Raw genomic sequence first — 21,211 nt, 5'->3', positions numbered from 1 at the left:
TTCGTAAGCCGTTGTGCCGTGTCAGTGGAGGCGCATTATAGGGAGTTCTCGGAGGGTGACAAGTGCTAATTTCAAATAAAATTCCGAGTGCTGATTTTTTCAGCTAAAAGCCGCTAAAGCGCCAGTTTTTCCAGCAACGGGAAGCCATAACGCCGTAAAACGGGTGATAATTGTACCGCTTCGCCATCCAGCTCCGTACAAAATGCAACGTTCTGCTGCGATGAATGCACTTCAGGTGCTTCATGCTCCAGCAGCCAGGCTGTGCGTCGTGCAATTGCCGCACCGGAATCAATCAGACGCGTCCCTTCCGGTAACACTTGCTGCAACTCTTCGCGCAGTAAAGGAAAGTGCGTACAGCCTAAAACGACCGTATCCGGTGGCTCCGCCATCCGCAGCCACGGCTGAACAATACGGCGCACTTCATCCAGAGCAACTTCCGCACCATGGAGCTTCGCTTCTGCCAGTTCAACCAGCTCCGCTGATCCCAGCATCTCTATCTTGCAGGAACCGGCAAACTGCGACACCAGCTCATGGGTATAAGGACGGCGCACCGTGGCACGCGTCGCCAGCAAGCCCACTACGCCATTTCGCGTCAGGCGCGCGGCCGGTTTAATCGCCGGAACCACCCCCACGACAGGAAAGGCAAAACGTTCACGTAAAGCGGGCAATGAAACGGTGCTGGCCGTATTACAGGCGATGATGACTAACGAGAGAGGATAGCTGCGGGTAATGGCCTCAACGATAGCGACCACCCGATCCACAATGAAAGTCTCGCTTTTCTCACCGTAAGGGAAGCCAGCGTTATCGAAGGCGTAGAGATAATGAAGATCCGGCAACAGCTGACGGACCTCATCATAGACAGAAAGCCCACCGACGCCGGAATCAAACACCAGCACGGTGGGACGCAAATCAGAAGTTGTAGCTGCCGCTGAGGTAATACTCTCGTCCTGGTGTCTGATAGCCATACACTGTCTCGTAATCTTTATCGAACAGGTTGGCAATTCTACCACGAACCGTGAGTTGTGAAGTGACAGGATATGAGACGGCGAGATCCCACAGGCTGACGCCCCCTAACTTCACGCGACGGCTGGGAGAGCTGTTAAAGTCAGTATCATAACGGTCACCCAGATAATGGTAGGTGACTGACCAGTCAAACTCATACAGCGTCCAGTCGAGCTGGTATTTCACCTGCTGCTTAGCCCGGCGTACGAGCGGCTGATCGGTGCTGCCATCCCGTGCGTCGACATAATCATAAGAGAGCTGATGCGCCAGCGGCCCGGTGTCGAATCCTGCGGTCGCTTCAACGCCTTTAATGCGAGCCTGCTTAATGTTGTAGTAACGGAAAGTCGCCGGATCACTATCAATCAGATTATCGATGTCGTTGCGATAGCCTGAAACACGCCAGTTCACCGGTCCGCTCAGCCCTTCAAAGCCGCCTTCCCACTGCTTACTTTTTTCAGGATCGAGGTCACGGTTGCCATAAAACGGGCTGTAAACCTGCGACAGATTGGGCGCTTTAAAAGCGGTGCCATAAGAGGCGAACGCGCGATAGCCAGAGATAAACTCCCATGAGGCCGCCGTCTGCCAGGTGTTATGCCAGCCAAACTGATTGTTGTCGTCACCGCGTACCGCACCTTCAAGGGTGACGCTGCCAAACTGCTGCTGGCCGGTCAGGTAGAGACCGGTATTACGCTGCTCATAGCCATCTGACAAATAGTCCGTGCCCGGCTCGGTCGTCTCTTTCTGCCAGTCGACACCCGCGCTGATCGCCCCCTGCCCCACCTGCACGGTGTTGCCCCACTGCAGATTGTACTGGGTGACATCATCAAAGGTGGACGCGGCACCGTAGCGACCATTGCGCGGATCGTAGTTGATGTCTTTGGTATGGCCATAACTGGCGATGAGCTGGGTAGAGTAGAAGTCACGATTGAAGCGTAACCCGGTGTCCCAGGTCTGGCTGTAGAGCTGGCGGGTATCCGCCAGCCCAATAATATTGAAATTATTATCGTAGGTATATGAACCGTCGTAGGCGGTGCGGTTATCAAACCCGTAGCCGCGCACAAAACCACTGAGCTCATCGCTGAACTGATGCTCAAGGTTGCCATACAGGGTTTTGCTCATGAAGCCGTCGCGATCGTGCTGCGCCGGGCCATAGTCATTGGGATAACCCGCCACCACGTCATACCCTTTGGTATAGGTGTAGTTGCCTGCCAGAGTGAGCTTTGTCGCATCGCCCAGCATCTGCTGGGTTGAGCCGTCGTAGGATTGATAGCCGTTGGACCCGACGCCCGCCGTCAGCGTGGTGCCCGGTTGCGATCGGCCCGTAATGATATTCACCACGCCGCCAATCGCATCGGAACCGTAGACTGCAGAACGCGCACCGCGAATATATTCGATGCGCTGCACCAGTGACAGCGGGATCTGGCTGAGGTCAGACGAACCGGTGATGCCCGCCTGATTAAGCCGGATACCATCAATCAGGATCAGTACATGTCTCGATTCGGTGCCCCGAATAAACAGCGAACTCTGCTGCCCTAACCCGCCACTTTGCGCGACATCGACACCCGGCAGGCGGCGCATCACATCGGTCAGGCTTTTGGCCTGCCAGCGATCAATCTCATCACGTGTGACGACGGTGGTGGGAGCCAGCACACCTGAAACAGGTTCAGCAAAACGGTTGGCGGTGACTATTTGCGTATCATCATTCCCCTGAGCAAAACCGTATTGCGCCCAGAGAGAAATCGCCGTTGCGCTCAGAGCGAACAGCGAAGCAGTTTTTTTTGTCATTTTTATCGCATCCATAAGACGAAGCAGGATGCCGCAGGCCGACAATCAATAGCACGCGATGATTGTACGAGTAGCGACGTTACACCGGCAGGTCTTCGGGCTGGGAACCATAAGTGATGATGACTTCCCATCCCACAGGACAGTGTCTGCAATTGCACTCATCACGACATTCCTTACCGCTGCGCGTCAGCTCCAGATTCACACTGGATTCCCTATTAACTCGGGCTTGAGGCCGGCGTCTGCAGTCTACGGAGTGGAGATACGGAAGTCCAGACTGCCAAACATCTTCTCGCCGCAGGACTGGACATCAGCAAGTGAATGCCTACAATCGCCCGCTGGTAAGCTATTAATCAGGATTGCTCATGACACCCGAACATCTCCCCATTGAAGACTATGACGCACAGCTGGCGGAAAAAGTCAGTCGTTTAGAGACGATGATGACACCGTTTGCTGCGCCCGACGTGGAGGTGTTCCGTTCACCGGTCAGCCACTATCGGATGCGCGCCGAATTCCGCCTGTGGCACGACGGCGATGATATCTATCACATCATCTTTGATCAGCAGACACGCGAGCGGATCCGTGTTGATCAGTTCCCGGCGGCCAGCCAGCTGATCAATCAGCTGATGCCAAAGATGATCGCCGCGATCCGTGATAACCGTACCCTGCGTCATAAACTGTTCCAGATCGACTATCTGTCGACCCTGAGCAATCAGATTGTGATTTCACTGCTCTATCACCGCAAACTGGATGATGAGTGGCAGCAGGCAGCCGTGGCGCTGCGTGACCAGCTTCGCGCGGAAGGGCTGGATGTGCAGTTGATTGGTCGCGCCACCAAAACCAAAATCTGTCTGGATCGCGACTACGTTGATGAGTGTCTGCCGGTAGCGGGTCGCGAGATTATCTATCGTCAGGTCGAAAACAGTTTTACCCAGCCTAATGCGGCGATGAATATTCAGATGCTGGAGTGGGCGCTGGATGTGACGCAGGATTCACAGGGCGACCTGCTGGAACTCTACTGCGGTAATGGCAACTTCTCGCTGGCGCTGGCACGCAATTTCCGCCGCGTTCTGGCGACTGAGATCGCCAAGCCCTCTGTTGCGTCAGCACAATACAATATTGCCGTGAACCAGATTGATAACGTGCAGATCATTCGTATGGCGGCGGAAGAGTTTACCCAGGCGATGAATGGCGTGCGCAGCTTTAATCGTCTGGAAGGAATTGACCTGACCAGCTACGAATGCGAGACGATTTTTGTCGATCCGCCGCGCAGCGGACTGGATGAAGAGACGGTGAAAATGGTGCAGGCGTATCCGCGCATCCTTTATATCTCCTGCAATCCGCAGACCCTCAGCGACAATCTGCAGACGCTGGCGGAAACGCACGATGTGACGCGGCTGGCGCTGTTTGATCAGTTCCCCTATACCCACCATATGGAATGCGGTGTCCTGCTGACACGTAAAGCGTAAACAAAAACGGGAACCCTGAGGTTCCCGTTTTTTTTATCACTACTGATTACGCTTGCGCTTAAAACGCGTCGCAATCCAGAACACCAGCGCTACCATCAGAACGGTGGGAACGAAGTTGGAGCCAATATCCGGGTATTCTGCCCGCACCAGCGCGCTATAAACCAGAATCCCCAGCAGGAAAAACGCCGCTGCCAGTCCTGGCATGCCGTCCGGCATATTGGTGTTGAGGTAACGCTGATGCAGACACCAGGCCGCCAGACCCAGCGCAATCAGCGGAAAAATCGAAAATGGAACAAAGGCGCTGAACAGCACAGAAAACGAGCCGTTAATTGCTAAGCCGGTAATAAAAGCCAGTACCAGTGTGCTTTTATCGCGAGTACCTGGGTGGGTCATGGACTGATCCTTACTCATTGCTCTTCGGGTTTTTCCAGGGTGGCCGCCAGTCGCTCTTGCTCCCGGCGGTACCAGTAATAAGCGCCTTTGGCGATCATACGCAGCTGTAACACCAGCCGATCCTCAAGCTTACGTCGCTGCTCAGCATCAACATCCAGTGCTTCTGCACCGGCGCTGAAAACAATGGTCACCATCGCTTCAGCCTGCGCTTCGGTAAAACTGCGCGGCATGCGATTTTCGACCTCAAGATAATCGGCCAGTTCAGCGATAAAGTGCTGAATTTCACGCGCCACGGCGGCACGAAAAGCGGCAGAGGTGCCGGAACGTTCACGCAGTAACAGGCGGAAAGCGTTGGGATTGTTGCCGATAAACTCCATAAAGGTCGACACCGACGTTTTAATGATGCTGCCGCCTTTGGCAATACGCTGGCGCGCCTGGCGCATCAGCTGTCGCAACATCAGCCCGCTTTCATCTACCATCGTCAGGCCAAGCTCATCAACATCCTTGAAATGACGATAAAAGGAGGTAGGTGCAATCCCTGCTTCACGGGCAACCTCCCGCAAACTCAGACTGGCAAAACTGCGCTCGGCGCTGAGCTGACTGAAGGCGGCTTCAATCAGTGTACGTCGTGTACGTTCTTTTTTGTTGCGCTCTGACGCCCATTCTCTCTGCCTTTAGCGGTGTTAAGCAGGCACTATATCAAAATTTTCAGCGTACAGATTGGCAATCTTTGTCACCGCCTGTGAACCTCACTCTTTGTCAAAATGTGATGAAAATCGCTGATAGAATTCAGAAGTGCGCGACGAGATGTTAGAATCTCGTTGTAAAAATGTATAAATAATAGGACGTATCGGTATGCAAAAGTCTTACGATTACGATGCCATTGTGATTGGCTCAGGGCCCGGCGGTGAAGGGGCGGCGATGGGGCTGGTAAAACAGGGAGCGCGCATCGCCGTGATTGAACGCTACCACAACATCGGCGGCGGTTGTACGCACTGGGGCACCATCCCTTCTAAAGCCCTTCGCCACGCCGTCAGTCGCATTATTGAATTCAACCAAAATCCGCTCTACAGCGATCATACCCGACTGCTTCGCTCCTCTTTTGCCGACATTCTCAATCACACTGAAAACGTGATCAGCCAGCAGACAGCCATGCGTCAGGGCTTCTACGAGCGTAACCGTTGTGAACTTTATCAGGGCGATGCGCATTTCGTTGATGCCAACACCATTGAGATTGAGCAACCGGATGGCACGCGTGAGACGCTGACGGCAGAGAAGTTTGTTATCGCATGTGGTTCACGACCTTACCATCCTGACAATGTCGACTTTACTCATCCACGCGTTTATGACTCCGACTCTATTCTCAATCTGCACCACGAACCGGGCCACGTTATTATTTATGGCGCGGGCGTGATTGGCTGTGAATATGCGTCGATTTTCCGTGGACTGAACGTCAAAGTTGACCTGATTAACACCCGCGATCGCCTGCTGGCGTTTCTTGATCAGGAGATGTCTGACTCTCTCTCTTACCACTTCTGGAACAGCGGCGTGGTGATTCGTCACAACGAAGAGTTTGAGAAGATCGAAGGGGTGGAAGATGGCGTCATCATGCATCTGAAGTCGGGTAAGAAAGTGAAAGCCGACTGTCTGCTTTACGCTAACGGCCGTACCGGCAACACCGATTCGCTGTCGCTGGAAAATGTGGGTCTGGAAGCGGATGGTCGTGGCCTGCTGAAAGTGAACAGCATGTATCAGACGGCTCAGCCGCACATTTATGCCGTCGGAGACGTGATTGGCTATCCAAGCCTGGCCTCAGCCGCCTACGATCAGGGCCGTATTGCCGCTCAGGCGATTATCAAAGGGGAAGCGTCAGCGCACCTGATTGAAGATATCCCAACCGGGATTTACACCATTCCGGAAATCAGCTCCGTGGGTAAAACCGAGCAGCAGCTGACGGCAATGAAGGTGCCTTACGAAGTGGGCCGCGCGCAGTTCAAACATCTGGCGCGAGCGCAGATCGTTGGCATGAACGTTGGCAGCCTGAAGATTCTGTTCCATCGGGAAACCAAAGAGATTCTGGGAATTCACTGCTTTGGTGAACGTGCCGCCGAGATTATTCACATCGGTCAGGCGATCATGGAGCAGAAAAACGGTGGCAACACGATTGAGTACTTCGTGAATACCACCTTTAACTATCCGACCATGGCCGAAGCCTATCGCGTTGCGGCGTTAAACGGCTTAAACCGCCTGTTTTAACGCAGCGTCGAAATAGTGCTGCATGTGGGTTTTAATCGCCTCTGCCAGCTGTTCATAACGGCTGCGCAGTGGTGAACCCGGTCGATAGACCAGCGCAATTGTACGCTGTGGCACCGGTTTGTAGCAGGTGAGATAGCAGACGCCGTCGCGGATACGCTCCGGTGGGACTGCCAGCGCCGGTAACAGCGTAATCCCGCTGCCTGCCGCCACCATATTGCGCAGCGTTTCAAGACTGGTCGCGCGGAAATGGGTATCTTCATCGGCGCCCGCCTCAAAGCAGAACCCCATCGCCTGGTCACGCAGACAGTGCCCATCTTCCAGCATCAGCAATTTCTCGCCTGCCAGATCGGACATAGGTACCCGGTCGCGATCGCACCAGGGATGATCGGCATAGACTGCCAGCTTCATCGGCTCATCAAACAACGGCACTTCGATAAAGGCCTGGCTCTCTTTGACCAGCGCGATAATCGCGCAGTCCAGCTTGCCGCTATCGAGCTGTGCCAGCAGTTGCTGCGTCTGCGCTTCGTGCAGATACATCTCCAGTTTCGGGAATGTCTGGTGCAGCGTCGGGATAATCTGTGGCAATAAGTAGGGCGCGGTAGTCGGGATGAGGCCGATATGCAGCGGACCTGACATCGCTTCCCCTTGCTGACTGGCCATCTCTTTCAGCACTTTCACTTCACGCAGCACCGTACGCGCCTGATCCACCAGCAGCAAACCTGCCTGGGTGAACAGCACTTTACGGCTGGTGCGCTCCAGCAGCATCACACCCAGCTCATCTTCCAGCTTACGGATCTGCCCGCTTAACGTCGGCTGACTGACATGACACGCATCCGCAGCACGGCGGAAATGACGGTGTTCAGCAAGCGAAACCAGATATTCAAGATCACGAATATTCATTATTACCCTCCAAGCCACGATAGCCCGTGGCGATAGATAGAATAGCAATGAACGATTGGCCCTATCAAGGGTGGTTGGGAATAATGCGCACATCAAATGGAACGCGGTATGTCAGGAGAAAAAAATGTTTGCAAGTCAGGAAGGTAAAGCTATTCCGTCAGTGACTTTTCACACACGTCAGGGCGATCGCTGGGTCGATGTCACCACTGAAGCGCTGTTTAAAGACAAAACGGTCATCGTTTTTTCACTGCCGGGTGCATTCACACCGACCTGCTCCTCCAGCCATCTGCCGCGTTACAACGAATTAGCGGGTCTGTTTGCCCAGCAGGGTGTGGACAGCATTCTGTGCGTCTCGGTGAATGACACGTTTGTGATGAACGCCTGGAAAGCAGAACAGCGCGCAGACAACATTACCTTTATCCCTGATGGCAACGGCGAGTTTACCCGTGGCATGGAAATGCTGGTTGAGAAAGCCGATCTCGGCTTTGGCCCACGTTCATGGCGCTACTCGATGCTGGTGCGTAACGGCGTGGTAGAGAAAATGTTTGTTGAGCCAAACAAGCCAGGCGACCCATTTGAGGTCTCCGATGCCGACACCATGCTGCGCTATCTGGCGCCCGAGTGTAAAGCTCAGGAGTCGGTCTCAATCTTCACCAAACCTGGCTGTACCTTCTGCACCCAGGCAAAACAGATGCTGATGGATCATGGTATTCAGTACGAAGAGATCGTGCTGGGACAGGATGCAACAACCGTGAGTCTGCGCGCCGTTTCAGGCCGGGCGACGGTACCGCAGATCTTCATGGGAGGGCGTCACATTGGCGGCAGTGAGGATCTACAGCAATATTTGCTGTCAGCGTAAGAGAATCTGAGCGTCGGCCGGGAGAGCAGGCGCTTTGATGATGTGCCTATAAAAATGAGTAATTCTGAAGCTAGAGGTTGGCGGGCATTTAATGTGCCCGCTTTTTTTTACCTGTTAATTACGCCAGACGCTGCTTTGCGTCACCGATGGCACGCGCAACCTGCTGTGGCGAGACGCCGCCCTGCGCATTACGCTTATCCAGACAGGATTGCAGCGCCAGAATCGGATAGACATCCTCGCCAATCACCGCACTGAACTGCTGCAGCTGTGCCAGCGACAGCGCTTCCAGCGCCACGCCCTGCCCGATGGCGGCAACCACTACTTCCCCGACGATATGGTGTGCTTCACGGAACGGCACGCCTTTGGCGACCAGATAGTCAGCCAGTTCAGTGGAGTTTGCGTAACCCTGTTCAGCCGCTTCCTGGCAGCGCGGGCGTTTAACCTGCAGGCCATCCAGCACCAGAACTGACATGTGCAGACAGTCGAGCCAGGTGTCGAGCGCGTCAAACAGCCCCTCTTTGTCTTCCTGCATATCTTTGTTGTACGCCAGCGGCAGACCTTTCAGCGTCATCATCATGCCGGTCAGCGCGCCCTGCACCCGGCCACACTTGCCGCGAATCAGCTCCAGCGCATCCGGGTTTTTCTTCTGCGGCATCAGCGATGAGCCGGAGGTCACTTTATCTGACAGTTCGATAAAGCCCGCTTCACCGGTGTTGAAGAAGATCATATCTTCGGCGAAGCGCGACAGATGCACCATGCCGATGGCAGCGTCAGAAAGCAGCTCCAGCACGTGATCGCGGTCTGATACGGTATCCAGACTGTTGCGCGTGGCAGAAGCAAAGCCCAGCCAGCCAGCCAGCTGCTGACGATCGATCTCATACGCGGTACCGGCCAGTGCGCCACAGCCCAGCGGGCTGACATCGAGCCGCTTCAGCGTATCCTGCAGACGGCTCTCGTCACGCGCCAGCATTTCAACGTAGGCCAGGCACCAGTGCGCAAACGTCACCGGCTGCGCACGCTGCAGATGCGTGTAGCCCGGCATCACCGCATCCTGATTGGCTTCGGCGGTGACCACCAGCGCCTGCTGCAGATCACGGGTGGCACCCAGCAGCGCTTCAATCTGCACCTTGCACCACAGCTTAAGATCGGTCGCGACCTGATCGTTACGGCTACGTCCGGTGTGCAGTTTTTTGCCCAGCGCGCCCACCTTGTCGATCAGCTGGCCTTCAACCCAGCTGTGGATATCTTCGGCGTCGCTCTGCAGAATCTGCTCAGGATCCTCACGGACTTCATCCAGTAACGTATTCAGGGCCGCTTCCAGCTGCTGCTGCTCATCCTGAGTCAGGACATTTACCGTCACCAGCGCTTTGGACCAGGCAACAGAGCCAATAATGTCCTGCTCTGCCAGGCGGTAATCGAAGCGCAGCGAGTCATTGAACTGTTTAAAACGTTGATCCGCTGCCTGAGTAAACCGTCCACCCCAAAGTGCCATGTGAAAACTCCTCTGAATCGTTAAACAAGGGGCGGCATAAATGCCGCCCCTGAAATGAAACTGTTAGGCGAGGCGCACCTCGCCTGAAAATTACTTCTTCTGCTCGTTCAGGGCGCGGATACGCGAAGAGAGCGAGAACAGACGGATAAAGCCGCCCGCATGACGGTGATCGTACACTTCATCTTCACCGAAGGTGGCGAACTCTTCCGAGTAGAGGCTGTTCGCGGAACGCTTCTGGGTGGCTGTCGCCTGGCCTTTGTAGAGCTGCAGCACCACTTCACCGTTAACCTCTTCCGCCAGCGATTCGGCAGCGGCCTGAATCGACTTACGCAGCGGGGCGAACCAGCGACCGTCATAAACCACATAGGACATCTCGTGGCCGAGCTGCTCACGCCATTTGAAGCTATCGCGATCCAGCACCAGCTGCTCAACCGCACGCAGCGCATTGACCATGATGGTGCCGCCAGGGGTTTCGTAGCAGCCGCGCGATTTAATCCCTACCAGACGGTTTTCAACGATATCAATACGGCCGACGCCATGTTTTGCGCCCAGCACGTTAAGTTTTTCCAGGCACTGGAACGGACTCAGTTTTTCGCCGTTAACCGCCACGACCCGACCTTTTTCCACGGTTACGGTCACTTCTTCAGGCTGGTCAGGGGCTTCCAGCGGATCGACAGTCCAGACCCAGCAATCTTTATTCGGTGCATTGGCCGGGCTTTCCAGCACGCCACCTTCGGTGGAGATGTGCCAGGCGTTTTCGTCGCGGCTGTAGATTTTCTCCAGTGACGCGGTGGTCGGAATGTTGCGCTCTTTCAGGTAGTCCAGCAGCGCTTCACGTGAACGCAGGTTCCATTCACGCCACGGAGCCACCACTTTCAGCTGCGGTGCCAGCGCGGTGTAGGTGGTTTCGAAACGCACCTGGTCATTCCCTTTACCGGTAGCGCCGTGACACAGCGCATCCGCACCCACTTTCAGCGCCAGCTCAACCTGTGCTTTAGCGATGATAGGACGCGCCATTGAAGTGCCCAGCAGATAAGTGCCTTCATAGAGGGCGCCAGTCTGCAGCACCGGATAGACATAGTCGCTGATGAACTCTTCACGCAGGTCAACCACGTGGCATTCAGATGCGCCGGACTGCAGGGCTTTCTTCTCTACACCTTCCAGATCGCCGCGCTCCTGACCGATATCTGCGACAAAAGCGACGACTTCACAGCCGCCGTAGTTCTCTTTCAGCCATGGAATGATGGCCGAAGTATCAAGACCACCGGAGTAAGCCAGAACGATTTTTTTGATGTTTTGCGTTTGCATTTCGTAATCCTTGAATCAGAGTCGTTAAGCGAGAATCCGGGTGCCAATCGACACGCCGTTAAACAGGTCAGGCAGCCGCTCAGCGTGACGCCAGCTGGCAATATCCACCGGGCGGCCCAGGGTACGCGCTGCATCAAGCGCAGCGTGCACTTTCACAATCATGCCGTCGGTAATAATGCCCTGGGTAATCAGCTGCTCAGCTTTGTCGGCGGTCATCTCTTCGATGCGCTGACCTTTGCCGTCGAGAATACCACTGACGTCTGATAACAGGACCAGATCAGCGCCCAGCGTCGAGGCCAGTGCGGTCGCCGCCTGGTCAGCGTTGACGTTCATCAGGTCGCCGCTGTCAGTTATACCAATTGAGCTCACCACCGGCATATAGCCGGCCGCCAGCAGGGTGTTCAGCAATGCCGGATCGCCCGGCATTGCGTGGCCAACGTGGCCGAGTTCTTCATCAAACGGTGTGACATTCACGATGCCCGCATCGCCCAGGCAGAGGCCTACCGTGTTGATGCCCGATTTTTTTGCCCAGGCCAGCAGCGTTTTATTCGCGGTTCCCGCCAGCGCACCGGTAATAATGTCGATCTGATCGGCTGGCGTGACACGCAGGCCATTTTTCTTCTTCACCGGCAGCGCCAGCTTTTTCATCAGTTCATCCACCAGGCAACCGCCGCCGTGGACAATAATCAGCGGACGCTGATGGGCGCTGCGGTAGGTCAGCAGCGCTTCAAACAGGCGGGCCAGCGCTTCTTCGCTGTCTAACAACACACCGCCCAGCTTGATAATCAATGGATTGGTCATGGTATATTTGTCCGTTAAATCAGTGACTGCGTTTCAGGGAAGCCGAACCGGATGTTCAGGCACTGTACCGCCTGCGATGCCGCGCCTTTCAGCAGATTATCTTCGGCTGCCACGACAATCAGATGCTCGCCCTGCACTTCAAAACCGATATCGCAGTAAGGCAGACCCACAACGGCTTTCAGCGCCGGTACGCCCTGCTCGTAGAGCCGCACCAGTGGCTTGTTGTCATAGGCGCGATGGAAAACTGCGGCGATATCTTCACGGCTGACACCTGCTTTCAGACGGCAGGTAATCGTCGCCAGGATACCGCGCGGGAAGTTACCCAGATGCGGAGTGAAGATCACCGGCGTACCAAGGTGCGCGACGATTTCCGGGTGATGACGATGATTGAACAGGCCGTAAGGCTGCAGGCTCACTTCGCAGAAGCTGGTGCCGACATTGGCTTTACGTCCGGCACCGCTCACGCCGCTGGTGGCGTTGATTACCGGCCACTGCGCCTCGTTTAACAGTCCGGCATCCACAAGGGGCTTCAGCGCCAGCTGCGCAGCGGTCGGATAGCAACCTGGCACAGCCACCAGCTGCGCCTGCTGGATTTTCTCATGCTGATATTCGGCAAGGCCGTAAACGGCTTTGTCCAGCCAGTCGCCATGCTGATGGGTGAAGCCATAAAAGCGGGTATAAAAATCAGCGTCATTCACGCGGAACGCACCCGACAGGTCGAACACCACACAGCCAGCCTTGAGAAATTCCGGCGCCAGATCGTGGCTGACTTCGTGGGCCGTCGCCAGGAACACCACATCCACCTTGTCTGCCCACTCGGCCGCGCTGCTCAGCGGCTGCAGCGGCAAATCCACCACACCTTTCAGCTGCGGATGGAGATCGGAGAGGCGCTTGCCGGCATCAGGGCTTTGCGCCGAAACCGCCAAAGCGGTTATGTTGATATGTGGATGGCGATTCAGGAAGGTGGCAAGCTCTGTACCAGCATAACCACTGGCACCAACGATCAGCGTATTCAACATCAGGCTGTAACCCTTTTTTACAGTCGCACGTTCCGGGTCGCGGCCTTGCCCCGTTACCCGCCCTGTCATCTGCAGTGATTTAAGGTTCCCTTGCAGAGGACGTTAATGTATTTTTATTCACTATTACTGCATGAATATGGATACATCCTAACCCAAGGACCGCCAACAGTGAAGACAAAATTACCGCCTTTTATTGAACTGTACCGCCAGTTAATCGCCACACCGTCGATCAGCGCAACCGATGCCGCACTGGATCAGAGTAATGAAACTTTAATCAATTTGCTGGCCGGCTGGTTCCGCGACCTCGGCTTCAGCGTTGAAGTGCAGCCGGTGCCCGGCACCCGCAATAAATTTAATATGCTGGCACGTACCGGAAGCGGTGCGGGCGGCCTGCTGCTAGCAGGTCATACCGATACCGTTCCTTTTGACGATGGCCGCTGGACACGCGATCCCTTTACCCTGACCGAGCACGACAACAAGCTCTATGGCCTGGGCACGGCAGACATGAAAGGCTTCTTCGCCTTTATTCTCGATACGCTGCGCGATGTGGATGTCAGCACGCTGAGCAAGCCGCTCTATATCCTCGCTACGGCCGATGAAGAGACCACCATGGCTGGCGCCAAATATTTTTCTGAATCGACGCAGCTGCGTCCCGACTGCGCCATCATCGGTGAACCAACCTCACTTAAACCGGTACGTGCGCACAAAGGTCACCTGTCGAATGTGATCCGTATCGAGGGAAAATCGGGCCACTCCAGCGATCCCGCGCGTGGCGTTAACGCCATTGAACTGATGCATGAGTCGATCACCCATCTGATGCAACTGCGCAATACGCTGCAGGAGCGTTATCACCATGACGGCTTTGCCATCCCCTATCCCACCATGAATTTCGGCCATATTCATGGCGGTGACGCCGCTAACCGTATCTGCGCCTGCTGTGAACTGCATATGGATATCCGTCCGCTGCCGGGTCTGTCGCTGAACGATCTCGATGGGCTACTGAACGAGGCGCTGGCACCGGTCAGTGCGCGCTGGCCGGGCCGTGTCACGGTGGCTGAACTGCATCCGCCGATTCCTGGCTACGAATGTCCGGCAGATCATGAACTGGTCAGTGTGGTCGAGAAATTGCTGGGTATACCCACTGAGGTGGTGAACTACTGCACCGAAGCGCCTTTTATTCAGCAGCTCTGCCCAACGCTGGTACTGGGCCCGGGGTCGATTGAGCAGGCACATCAGCCAGACGAATTTATTGATACTGCATTTATTAAGCCGACAAGGGCGCTTATCACTCAGGTTGTGCAGCATTTTTGCCACTGATTAACAGCAAATGGGGCATTTCACTGCATTAACAGTAAAATGCCCCTTCATTCTGCGGGATTTAACAATAAGAATAACTTATCCCGCTTTGTTCCCGATAAATTCTACGAATTTCCGTTATTTAGCCACACCTTCAGCGCACTTTAACGCATTTGACGAACGCAACATTACGTGGCTAGATAAAAGACGATGTTATGCCCACCGGGTGATTATCCAGAGCGTTTCAGAATGTGGACAGGCGGCAACGGAGCCGGTTCCCTGTAGATTAGGGGGGAACATGGCGTTGCTGATTTTTCTGCTGCCTGAAAGGTCGGGTGTAGAAGTTTTTCAAGACGATAAGGGTGTCAGGGTCCAATGAACGAACAATATTCCGCAATGCGAAGTAATGTCAGTATGCTCGGCAAACTGCTCGGGGATACGATTAAGGATGCACTGGGAGAGAACATCCTCGACCAGGTGGAAACCATCCGTAAGCTCTCCAAGTCATCCCGTGCAGGAAATGACACTCATCGTAAAGAACTGCTCAATACGCTGCAGAACCTCTCCAACGAGGAGCTTCTGCCGGTTGCACGCGCTTTTAGCCAGTTTCTGAACCTCACCAACGTGGCTGAGCAGTATCAGACCATCTCGCAAAGTGGCGAGGGTGAGAACCATCCCGAACTGCTGAAAAAGACCTTTGATACCCTGAAGCAGCAGAAAGATATCAGCGAAAGCGACATCCTTGCGGCCATTGAATCGCTGTCGCTGGAACTGGTGCTGACGGCTCACCCGACTGAAATCACCCGCCGTACGCTGATTCACAAGCTGGTCGAAGTTAACAGCTGCCTGAAACAGCTCGATCACAGCGACGTCTCCGACTACGAACGTAACCAGATTATGCGCCGTCTGCGTCAGCTGGTGGCACAGGCGTGGCACACCGATGAGATCCGCAAATATCGTCCGACCCCTATCGACGAAGCCAAATGGGGCTTTGCCGTGGTGGAGAACAGCCTGTGGGAAGGCGTACCCGCTTTCCTGCGTGAGCTGAACGAGCAGGTAGAAGAGGCGTTCGGCATTAAGCTGCCGGTCGATTTCGTGCCGGTTCAGTTCACCTCATGGATGGGTGGCGACCGCGACGGTAACCCTAACGTTACGGCGGCGATTACCCGCCACGTTATGCAGCTGAGTCGCTGGAAAGCCACTGACCTGTTCCTGCGCGATATCGGCGTACTGATCTCTGAGTTGTCGATGTCAGAGTGCACTGAAGAGATCCGGGAACTCAGCGGCGATCCGGAAGCACTTGAACCTTATCGTATGATCCTGAAACGCCTGCGCAGCCAGTTAATGACTACCCAGTCATTCCTGGAACGCCGCCTGAAAGGTGAACGTCTGCCGCGCCCGGCCGATCTGCTGGTCTCCAACGATCAGCTGTGGGATCCGCTGTTTACCATCTATCAGTCACTGCAAAAGTGCGGCATGGGCATTATCGCCAACGGTCAGTTGCTTGATACGCTGCGCCGCGTGAAATGTTTCGGCGTGCCGCTGGTGCGTATCGATCTGCGTCAGGAGAGTACCCGTCACACCGAAGCGATTGCTGAAGTGACCCGCTATCTGGGCCTCGGCGATTATGAAAGCTGGTCCGAAGCGGACAAGCAGGCCTTCCTGATCCGCGAACTGAACTCCAAGCGTCCGCTGCTGCCTCGCAGCTGGGAACCCAGCGATGAAACGCGTGAAGTGCTGGAGACTTGTCGCGTCGCGGCTGAAGCGCCACAGGGTTCTATCGCCGCCTATGTTATTTCCATGGCGAAAACCCCTTCTGACGTGCTGGCCGTGCATCTGCTGCTGAAAGAAGCAGGCATCGGCTATGCCATGCCGGTTGCACCGCTGTTTGAAACGCTTGATGACCTGAATAACGCCAATGACGTGATGAGCCAGCTGCTGAGCATCGACTGGTATCGCGGCTTAATTCAGGGCAAACAGATGGTGATGATTGGCTATTCTGACTCGGCGAAAGACGCCGGTGTGATGGCCGCCAGCTGGGCGCAATATCAGGCACAGGATGCCCTGATTAAAACGTGTGAGAAGGCCGGGATTTCACTGACGCTGTTCCACGGACGCGGCGGCAGCATTGGCCGTGGCGGCGCACCCGCCCATGCAGCGCTGCTGTCGCAACCACCAGGCAGCCTGCGCGGCGGTCTGCGCGTGACCGAACAGGGCGAGATGATCCGCTTTAAATATGGTTTACCCGCCGTCACCATCGCCAGCCTGTCGCTCTACACCGGCGCAATTCTGGAAGCGAACCTGATGCCGCCGCCGGAGCCAAAACGCGAATGGCGCGACATTATGGATCAGCTCTCCGCCGACTCCTGTGCGATGTATCGCGGTTATGTGCGTGAAAATGCTGACTTCGTGCCCTATTTCCGCTCAGCGACACCAGAGCAGGAGCTGGGCAAATTACCGCTGGGCTCACGTCCCGCCAAGCGCCGACCTACCGGCGGCGTAGAGTCGCTGCGTGCGATTCCATGGATTTTCGCCTGGACGCAGAACCGTCTGATGCTGCCTGCGTGGCTGGGTGCCGGTGCGGCCCTGCAACAGGCGATGGCCGCCGGTCATCAGGATCAGCTGGAAGCGATGTGCCGCGACTGGCCATTCTTCTCTACCCGTCTGGGTATGCTGGAGATGGTATTCTCAAAAGCGGACCTGTGGCTGGCGGAATATTACGATCAGCGTCTGGTCGAGAAATCACTCTGGCCGCTGGGCAAACAGCTGCGCGATCAGCTTGATGCGGATATCAAAGCGGTACTGACCATTGCCAATGACTCACACCTGATGGCCGATCAGCCGTGGATTGCCGAGTCAATTGCACTGCGTAACGTCTATACCGATCCGCTCAACGTACTCCAGGCCGAACTGCTGCATCGTTCGCGCGCGCGGGAAGCGAATGGCGATGAACCGGATGCCCGCGTTGAGCAGGCGCTGATGGTGACCATTGCCGGTGTCGCGGCAGGCATGCGCAATACCGGTTAACGGTGGTGCAGTAAAAACAAAAAAAGTCGGGACTCTCCCGACTTTTTTATTGGCTGAAGCAGAGCGGTTAAGCCGCAGCAGCAGCAGGACGCACGCCCAGGGTGTGACAAATGGCATAACTCATTTCGGCACGGTTCAGCGTGTAGAAATGGAAATCCTTCACCCCTTCGCGTGACAGGATTTTCACCATATCCATCGCGATATTGGCTCCCACCATTTTCCGCGTTTCCGGATCATCATCCAGACCGGCGAACATCGCGCTCATCCAGCCCGGCACGCGCACATTGGTCAGCGTGGCAAAGCGTTGCAGCTGTTTAAAGTTAGAGACCGGCAGAATGCCCGGCACAATTTCCACGTCAATGCCGGTCGCGACACAGCGATCGCGGAAACGCAGATAACTTTCAACGTCGAAGAAAAACTGGGTAATAGCCCGGTTGGCACCTGCATCGATTTTTCGCTTCAGGTTAATCAGATCGGCCTGGGCGCTTTTCGCTTCGGGATGGACTTCCGGATAGGCCGCAACCGAAATATCAAAATCACCCACCTCTTTCAGCAGCGAAACCAGATCGCTGCCGTACATTTCTGGCTTACCGCTGCCAGGAGGCAGATCGCCGCGCAGCGCCACAATGTGACGGATGCCGTTGTTCCAGTAATCCTGAGCGATGGTGCGCAGTTCATCGCGCGTGGCATCGACACAGGTCAGATGGGGTGCGGCTTCCAGACCGGTGCGATCTTTAATGCCTTTGATAATGCTATGGGTGCGATCACGCTCACCTGAGTTCGCACCGTAGGTCACAGAAACGAATTTCGGTTTCAGACTGCTCAGGCGATCGATAGAGGTCCACAGGGTCTCTTCCATGTCGCTGGTACGAGGCGGGAAGAACTCAAATGAAACATTAATTTGCCCGTTCAGCTCAGCCAGGCTCTGGTTTAGCGCTTCGCGCTGATTGGCATGAAAGAAACTCATCCTGCACCCTCATCGATTAACAATCGGCCTGCGAACATCTACACGTTTAGACGTCCAGATGTTCAAAATGACGTAATCTGACTGTGCCGTCAACTTAAAAATGGTCAACAGTCGTGATCAATTTTCAATCAACATGAAGGCGATTCAACAGGGGAGCGATAACGCATTGAAAACAGGCGCCGAAGCGCCTGAGGAGGAGGAGTTACAGCAGTTGTGCGAGGCGATTAATATCTGACTGGATAGCGCCTGCGGTGACATCCCGGCCTGCGCCCGGTCCGCGGATCACCAGCGGATTATCGCGGTACCAGCGGCTCTCAATCGCAAAGACGTTGTCGCACGGCAGCAGTGAGGCCAGCGGATGTTCCGGACGCACCGCTTCAACACCCACGCGCGCCTTGCCGTTAGCATCAAACCGGGCAACGTAACGCAGCACCAGGTCCATCTCCTGCGCCGCTTCGAGCCGCTGCAGCATCTGCTCATTCAGCTCTTCGCCATTTTCAAAGAAGTGGTCGACAGATCCCTGCTGACAGTTACTGGGCACCAGCGATTCCACCCGCACCTGATCCGGCTCGATGTTGTAGCCTGCCTCACGCGCCAGGATAACCAGCTTGCGCATCACATCCTGACCCGAGAGATCGGCGCGCGGGTCGGGCTCGGTTAAACCCTGCTGCCAGGCCTGATCCACCAGCTCGGTAAAGGGCACCGTGCCATCAAACTGCAGGAACAGCCACGACAGCGTGCCGGAGAAGATCCCGCTGATCGCCAGGATGGTATCCCCGCTGTCGCGCAGATCGCGCACCGTGTAGTTGATCGGCAAACCTGCGCCAACGGTGGCGTTATAGAGCCAGTGACGTCCGGTTTTGGTAAAGGCATCGCGGATCTGGCGCCAGGTCTGACTGTCAGACGCTCCCGCGACTTTATTGGCGCTGATAACGTGAAAACCGTGACTGGCGAAGTCGAGATACTGCTGCGCCAGCGGTGTGCTGGCAGTGACATCCAGCACCACCAGGTCATCAAACGGGTGAGCACGCATCCATAGGAACAGCGACTCTTCATCGCGCTCTACCGCTTCATCATCAAAGAAGGCGAGTGCCCGGCTGGCTTCCAGCCCGTCATAGCTCAGCAGGCTGCGACGGCTGTCCGCGACGCCCGCTAGCACAAATTCAAAGCCGGTCCGCGCTGACAGCGTTTCCTGATCGCGGGCAAACAGCTCCAGCCAGCGTGAACCGATATTGCCTTTGCCAAACAGCATCAGACCGATGCGCTTTTCTGCCCGGAACAGCGACTGATGCAATCCCTGAATCAGATGCTGAGTCGGGCCGACACGCAGCACTGCGACCACGCTGATGTGCTCTTCTGACTGCCAGATGAACTCAATTGGCTGATCCTTTAACTGCTGCCAGAAGCGATGGGTATGCAGCGGATTGCGGGTAACGCCTGCGCCAACCAGCGCCACCAGCGCCAGGCCGTCGCGCAGCTGCAGATGGCCCGGTAAACCGGCATCCTGTAGCAGCGTAAAGGCGCTGTTTACCACTTCGGCGGTGTAACAGAGCTGCAGCAATTGACGATCGGGATGAACGCCAAACGCCAGCGGACGCAGCTGCGCGCGCTTCAGCAACAGGTCTATCTCTTTGTGCAGGATGGCGAAGTCATGCTGCTCTGGCAGCTGAATCTCAATCAGGCAAACATCATCATGGCTGGTGACGATACGCGCGCCCGTCCCGGAGGCCAGCACGCGCTCAATGCGGGTTGAGCCCTGCTCCGGCTGATAACTGCAGCGCAGTTGCAGGTCGATATCGCTGCCTGAAACCGGCTGCAGAGTACGGGTGTGGAGAACCGGTGCCGCCAGGCGCGCCAGCTCGCTGGCTTCATCCAGCCTTAACAGCGGCAGCAGACAGGCATCAGAGACTTTGCGGGGGTCGGCACTGTAGACACCCGCCACATCGCTCCAGATGGTCACCCGCCCGACACCCGCCAGTGCGCCAATCTGCGTGGCAGAATAGTCGGAGCCGTTGCGGCCAAGCAGGACGGTTTCACCGGCGTCGTTGCGGCTGATAAATCCGGTCACCACGATGCGCTTATGCGGATGCTGCGCCAGTAGAGTCTGTAGCAGTGGCCAGGACTTCCCTTCATCTACCTGCGGTTGTGCCGCACGTTCAGCGCGCAGAAACTCACGCGCATCCAGCCAGCAGGCCTGAAGGTCACGCTGGCTCAGTACCGCTGACATCAGGCGTGCCGACCAGACTTCACCATGACCGACCACTTCGGCATAGACCGCATCGGTAATCGGCGCATCCAGCAGTGCGGCCAGCTTTTCCAGGTCGCGGATAAACGCGGTGATTAAAGGTTCTGCGACCTCAGCAGGCAGCAGCGCACTGATCAGTTCGCTCTGGTAGCGCCGTAAGGCCTGTTGCACCTGATGCGCAGAGAGCCGATCGCTCTGGCTCAGCTTCAGCCAGCTAATCAGCTGGTTGGTGGTTGAGCCTGCCGCAGAGACCACCATCAGGTCGCCCGGCTGGCTGTAGTCCGCCATAATACCGGCAACGCGCTGATAGCAGCGCGCATCGGCCAGGCTGCTGCCGCCAAACTTATGCAACTGCCTGATGTTCGGCGTTCCCGCGCCTGCTGAAATCGTCATGC

At 55.8% G+C, this 21,211-nt stretch carries 15 protein-coding genes, 1 pseudogene and 1 riboswitch; of the genes and pseudogenes, 5 read left to right on the top strand and 11 right to left on the bottom strand.

The window, feature by feature from the left end; translation table 11 throughout:
* Positions 1-113: 113 nt before the first annotated feature.
* Together murI and btuB are read right to left on the bottom strand one after the other, a co-directional pair.
* Positions 114-965: a glutamate racemase gene (gene murI / locus JNO11_RS00565; protein WP_033759179.1), complete on the bottom strand. Its 852-nt coding sequence runs from the start codon at positions 963-965 to the stop codon at positions 114-116.
* A complete protein-coding gene (gene btuB / locus JNO11_RS00560) occupies positions 910-2,787 on the bottom strand; it encodes a TonB-dependent vitamin B12 receptor BtuB (protein ID WP_325176815.1) in 1,878 nt (625 codons plus the stop codon). Before btuB ends, murI begins: the two co-directional genes overlap by 56 nt.
* A gap of 68 nt (positions 2,788-2,855) precedes the next feature.
* Positions 2,856-3,039, bottom strand: a riboswitch (cobalamin riboswitch).
* Between the two features lie 110 nt (positions 3,040-3,149).
* Here btuB and trmA point away from each other — a divergent pair.
* Positions 3,150-4,253 carry a tRNA (uridine(54)-C5)-methyltransferase TrmA gene (gene trmA, locus JNO11_RS00555; RefSeq protein WP_010672059.1) on the top strand — a complete coding sequence of 368 codons (1,104 nt, stop codon included), beginning with the start codon at positions 3,150-3,152 and terminating at the stop codon, positions 4,251-4,253.
* Between the two features lie 39 nt (positions 4,254-4,292).
* Here trmA and JNO11_RS00550 read toward each other — a convergent pair whose 3' ends face one another.
* Together JNO11_RS00550 and fabR are read right to left on the bottom strand one after the other, a co-directional pair.
* Positions 4,293-4,646 carry a YijD family membrane protein gene (locus tag JNO11_RS00550; protein ID WP_010258126.1) on the bottom strand — a complete coding sequence of 118 codons (354 nt, stop codon included), beginning with the start codon at positions 4,644-4,646 and terminating at the stop codon, positions 4,293-4,295.
* 14 nt (positions 4,647-4,660) lie between these two features.
* Positions 4,661-5,309: pseudogene (fabR, locus tag JNO11_RS00545) on the bottom strand (HTH-type transcriptional repressor FabR).
* Between the two features lie 192 nt (positions 5,310-5,501).
* Here fabR and sthA point away from each other — a divergent pair.
* Entirely contained in the window at positions 5,502-6,902 is a 1,401-nt protein-coding gene (gene sthA, locus JNO11_RS00540) for a Si-specific NAD(P)(+) transhydrogenase (RefSeq protein ID WP_010258130.1), read from the top strand.
* Here sthA and oxyR read toward each other — a convergent pair.
* Positions 6,885-7,802, bottom strand: a complete 918-nt coding sequence (gene oxyR, locus JNO11_RS00535; protein WP_010258132.1) for a DNA-binding transcriptional regulator OxyR — start codon at positions 7,800-7,802, stop codon at positions 6,885-6,887. The two genes, sthA and oxyR, sit on opposite strands and share 18 nt — an antisense overlap.
* Positions 7,803-7,926: 124 nt before the next feature.
* Between oxyR and JNO11_RS00530 the strand changes: the two genes are divergently transcribed.
* On the top strand, positions 7,927-8,661 hold the full coding sequence (locus JNO11_RS00530; protein ID WP_010672060.1) for a glutathione peroxidase: 735 nt from the start codon (positions 7,927-7,929) through the stop codon (positions 8,659-8,661).
* A gap of 118 nt (positions 8,662-8,779) precedes the next feature.
* Here the strand turns inward: JNO11_RS00530 and argH are convergent, their stop codons facing one another.
* The 4 genes from argH to argC all read right to left on the bottom strand — a co-directional run bounded on the left by argH (position 8,780) and on the right by argC (position 13,281).
* Positions 8,780-10,153 (bottom strand): argininosuccinate lyase, encoded by a 1,374-nt coding sequence (argH, locus tag JNO11_RS00525; protein WP_010672061.1) that lies wholly within the window; start codon positions 10,151-10,153, stop codon positions 8,780-8,782.
* A gap of 90 nt (positions 10,154-10,243) precedes the next feature.
* The gene (locus tag JNO11_RS00520; RefSeq protein WP_022624925.1) at positions 10,244-11,461 is read right to left on the bottom strand and encodes an argininosuccinate synthase; all 1,218 of its coding nucleotides are present in this window, start codon (positions 11,459-11,461) and stop codon (positions 10,244-10,246) included.
* A gap of 24 nt (positions 11,462-11,485) precedes the next feature.
* Complete coding sequence (gene argB, locus JNO11_RS00515) at positions 11,486-12,262, bottom strand: acetylglutamate kinase (protein ID WP_325176814.1); 777 nt, start codon at positions 12,260-12,262, stop codon at positions 11,486-11,488.
* Positions 12,263-12,276: 14 nt separating this feature from the next.
* A complete protein-coding gene (gene argC / locus JNO11_RS00510; protein ID WP_010672063.1) occupies positions 12,277-13,281 on the bottom strand; it encodes an N-acetyl-gamma-glutamyl-phosphate reductase in 1,005 nt (334 codons plus the stop codon).
* Between the two features lie 168 nt (positions 13,282-13,449).
* Between argC and argE the strand changes: the two genes are divergently transcribed.
* Together argE and ppc are read left to right on the top strand one after the other, a co-directional pair.
* Positions 13,450-14,598 carry an acetylornithine deacetylase gene (gene argE, locus JNO11_RS00505; RefSeq protein ID WP_010258144.1) on the top strand — a complete coding sequence of 383 codons (1,149 nt, stop codon included), beginning with the start codon at positions 13,450-13,452 and terminating at the stop codon, positions 14,596-14,598.
* A gap of 354 nt (positions 14,599-14,952) precedes the next feature.
* Positions 14,953-17,604, top strand: coding sequence for a phosphoenolpyruvate carboxylase (gene ppc / locus JNO11_RS00500; protein WP_022624923.1), 2,652 nt, complete (start codon positions 14,953-14,955; stop codon positions 17,602-17,604).
* A gap of 67 nt (positions 17,605-17,671) precedes the next feature.
* Here ppc and metF read toward each other — a convergent pair whose 3' ends face one another.
* A complete protein-coding gene (metF, locus tag JNO11_RS00495; protein WP_010258148.1) occupies positions 17,672-18,571 on the bottom strand; it encodes a methylenetetrahydrofolate reductase in 900 nt (299 codons plus the stop codon).
* 202 nt (positions 18,572-18,773) lie between these two features.
* Complete coding sequence (locus JNO11_RS00490) at positions 18,774-21,209, bottom strand: bifunctional aspartate kinase/homoserine dehydrogenase II (RefSeq protein ID WP_010672066.1); 2,436 nt, start codon at positions 21,207-21,209, stop codon at positions 18,774-18,776.
* Positions 21,210-21,211: the final 2 nt, after the last annotated feature.

This window comes from Pantoea sp. 1B4 (assembly GCF_016925765.1).
Lineage (GTDB): Bacteria > Pseudomonadota > Gammaproteobacteria > Enterobacterales > Enterobacteriaceae > Pantoea > Pantoea agglomerans.
Note: the sequence above shows the minus strand (reverse complement) of the source record. Positions and strands in the feature narration are given on the sequence as shown.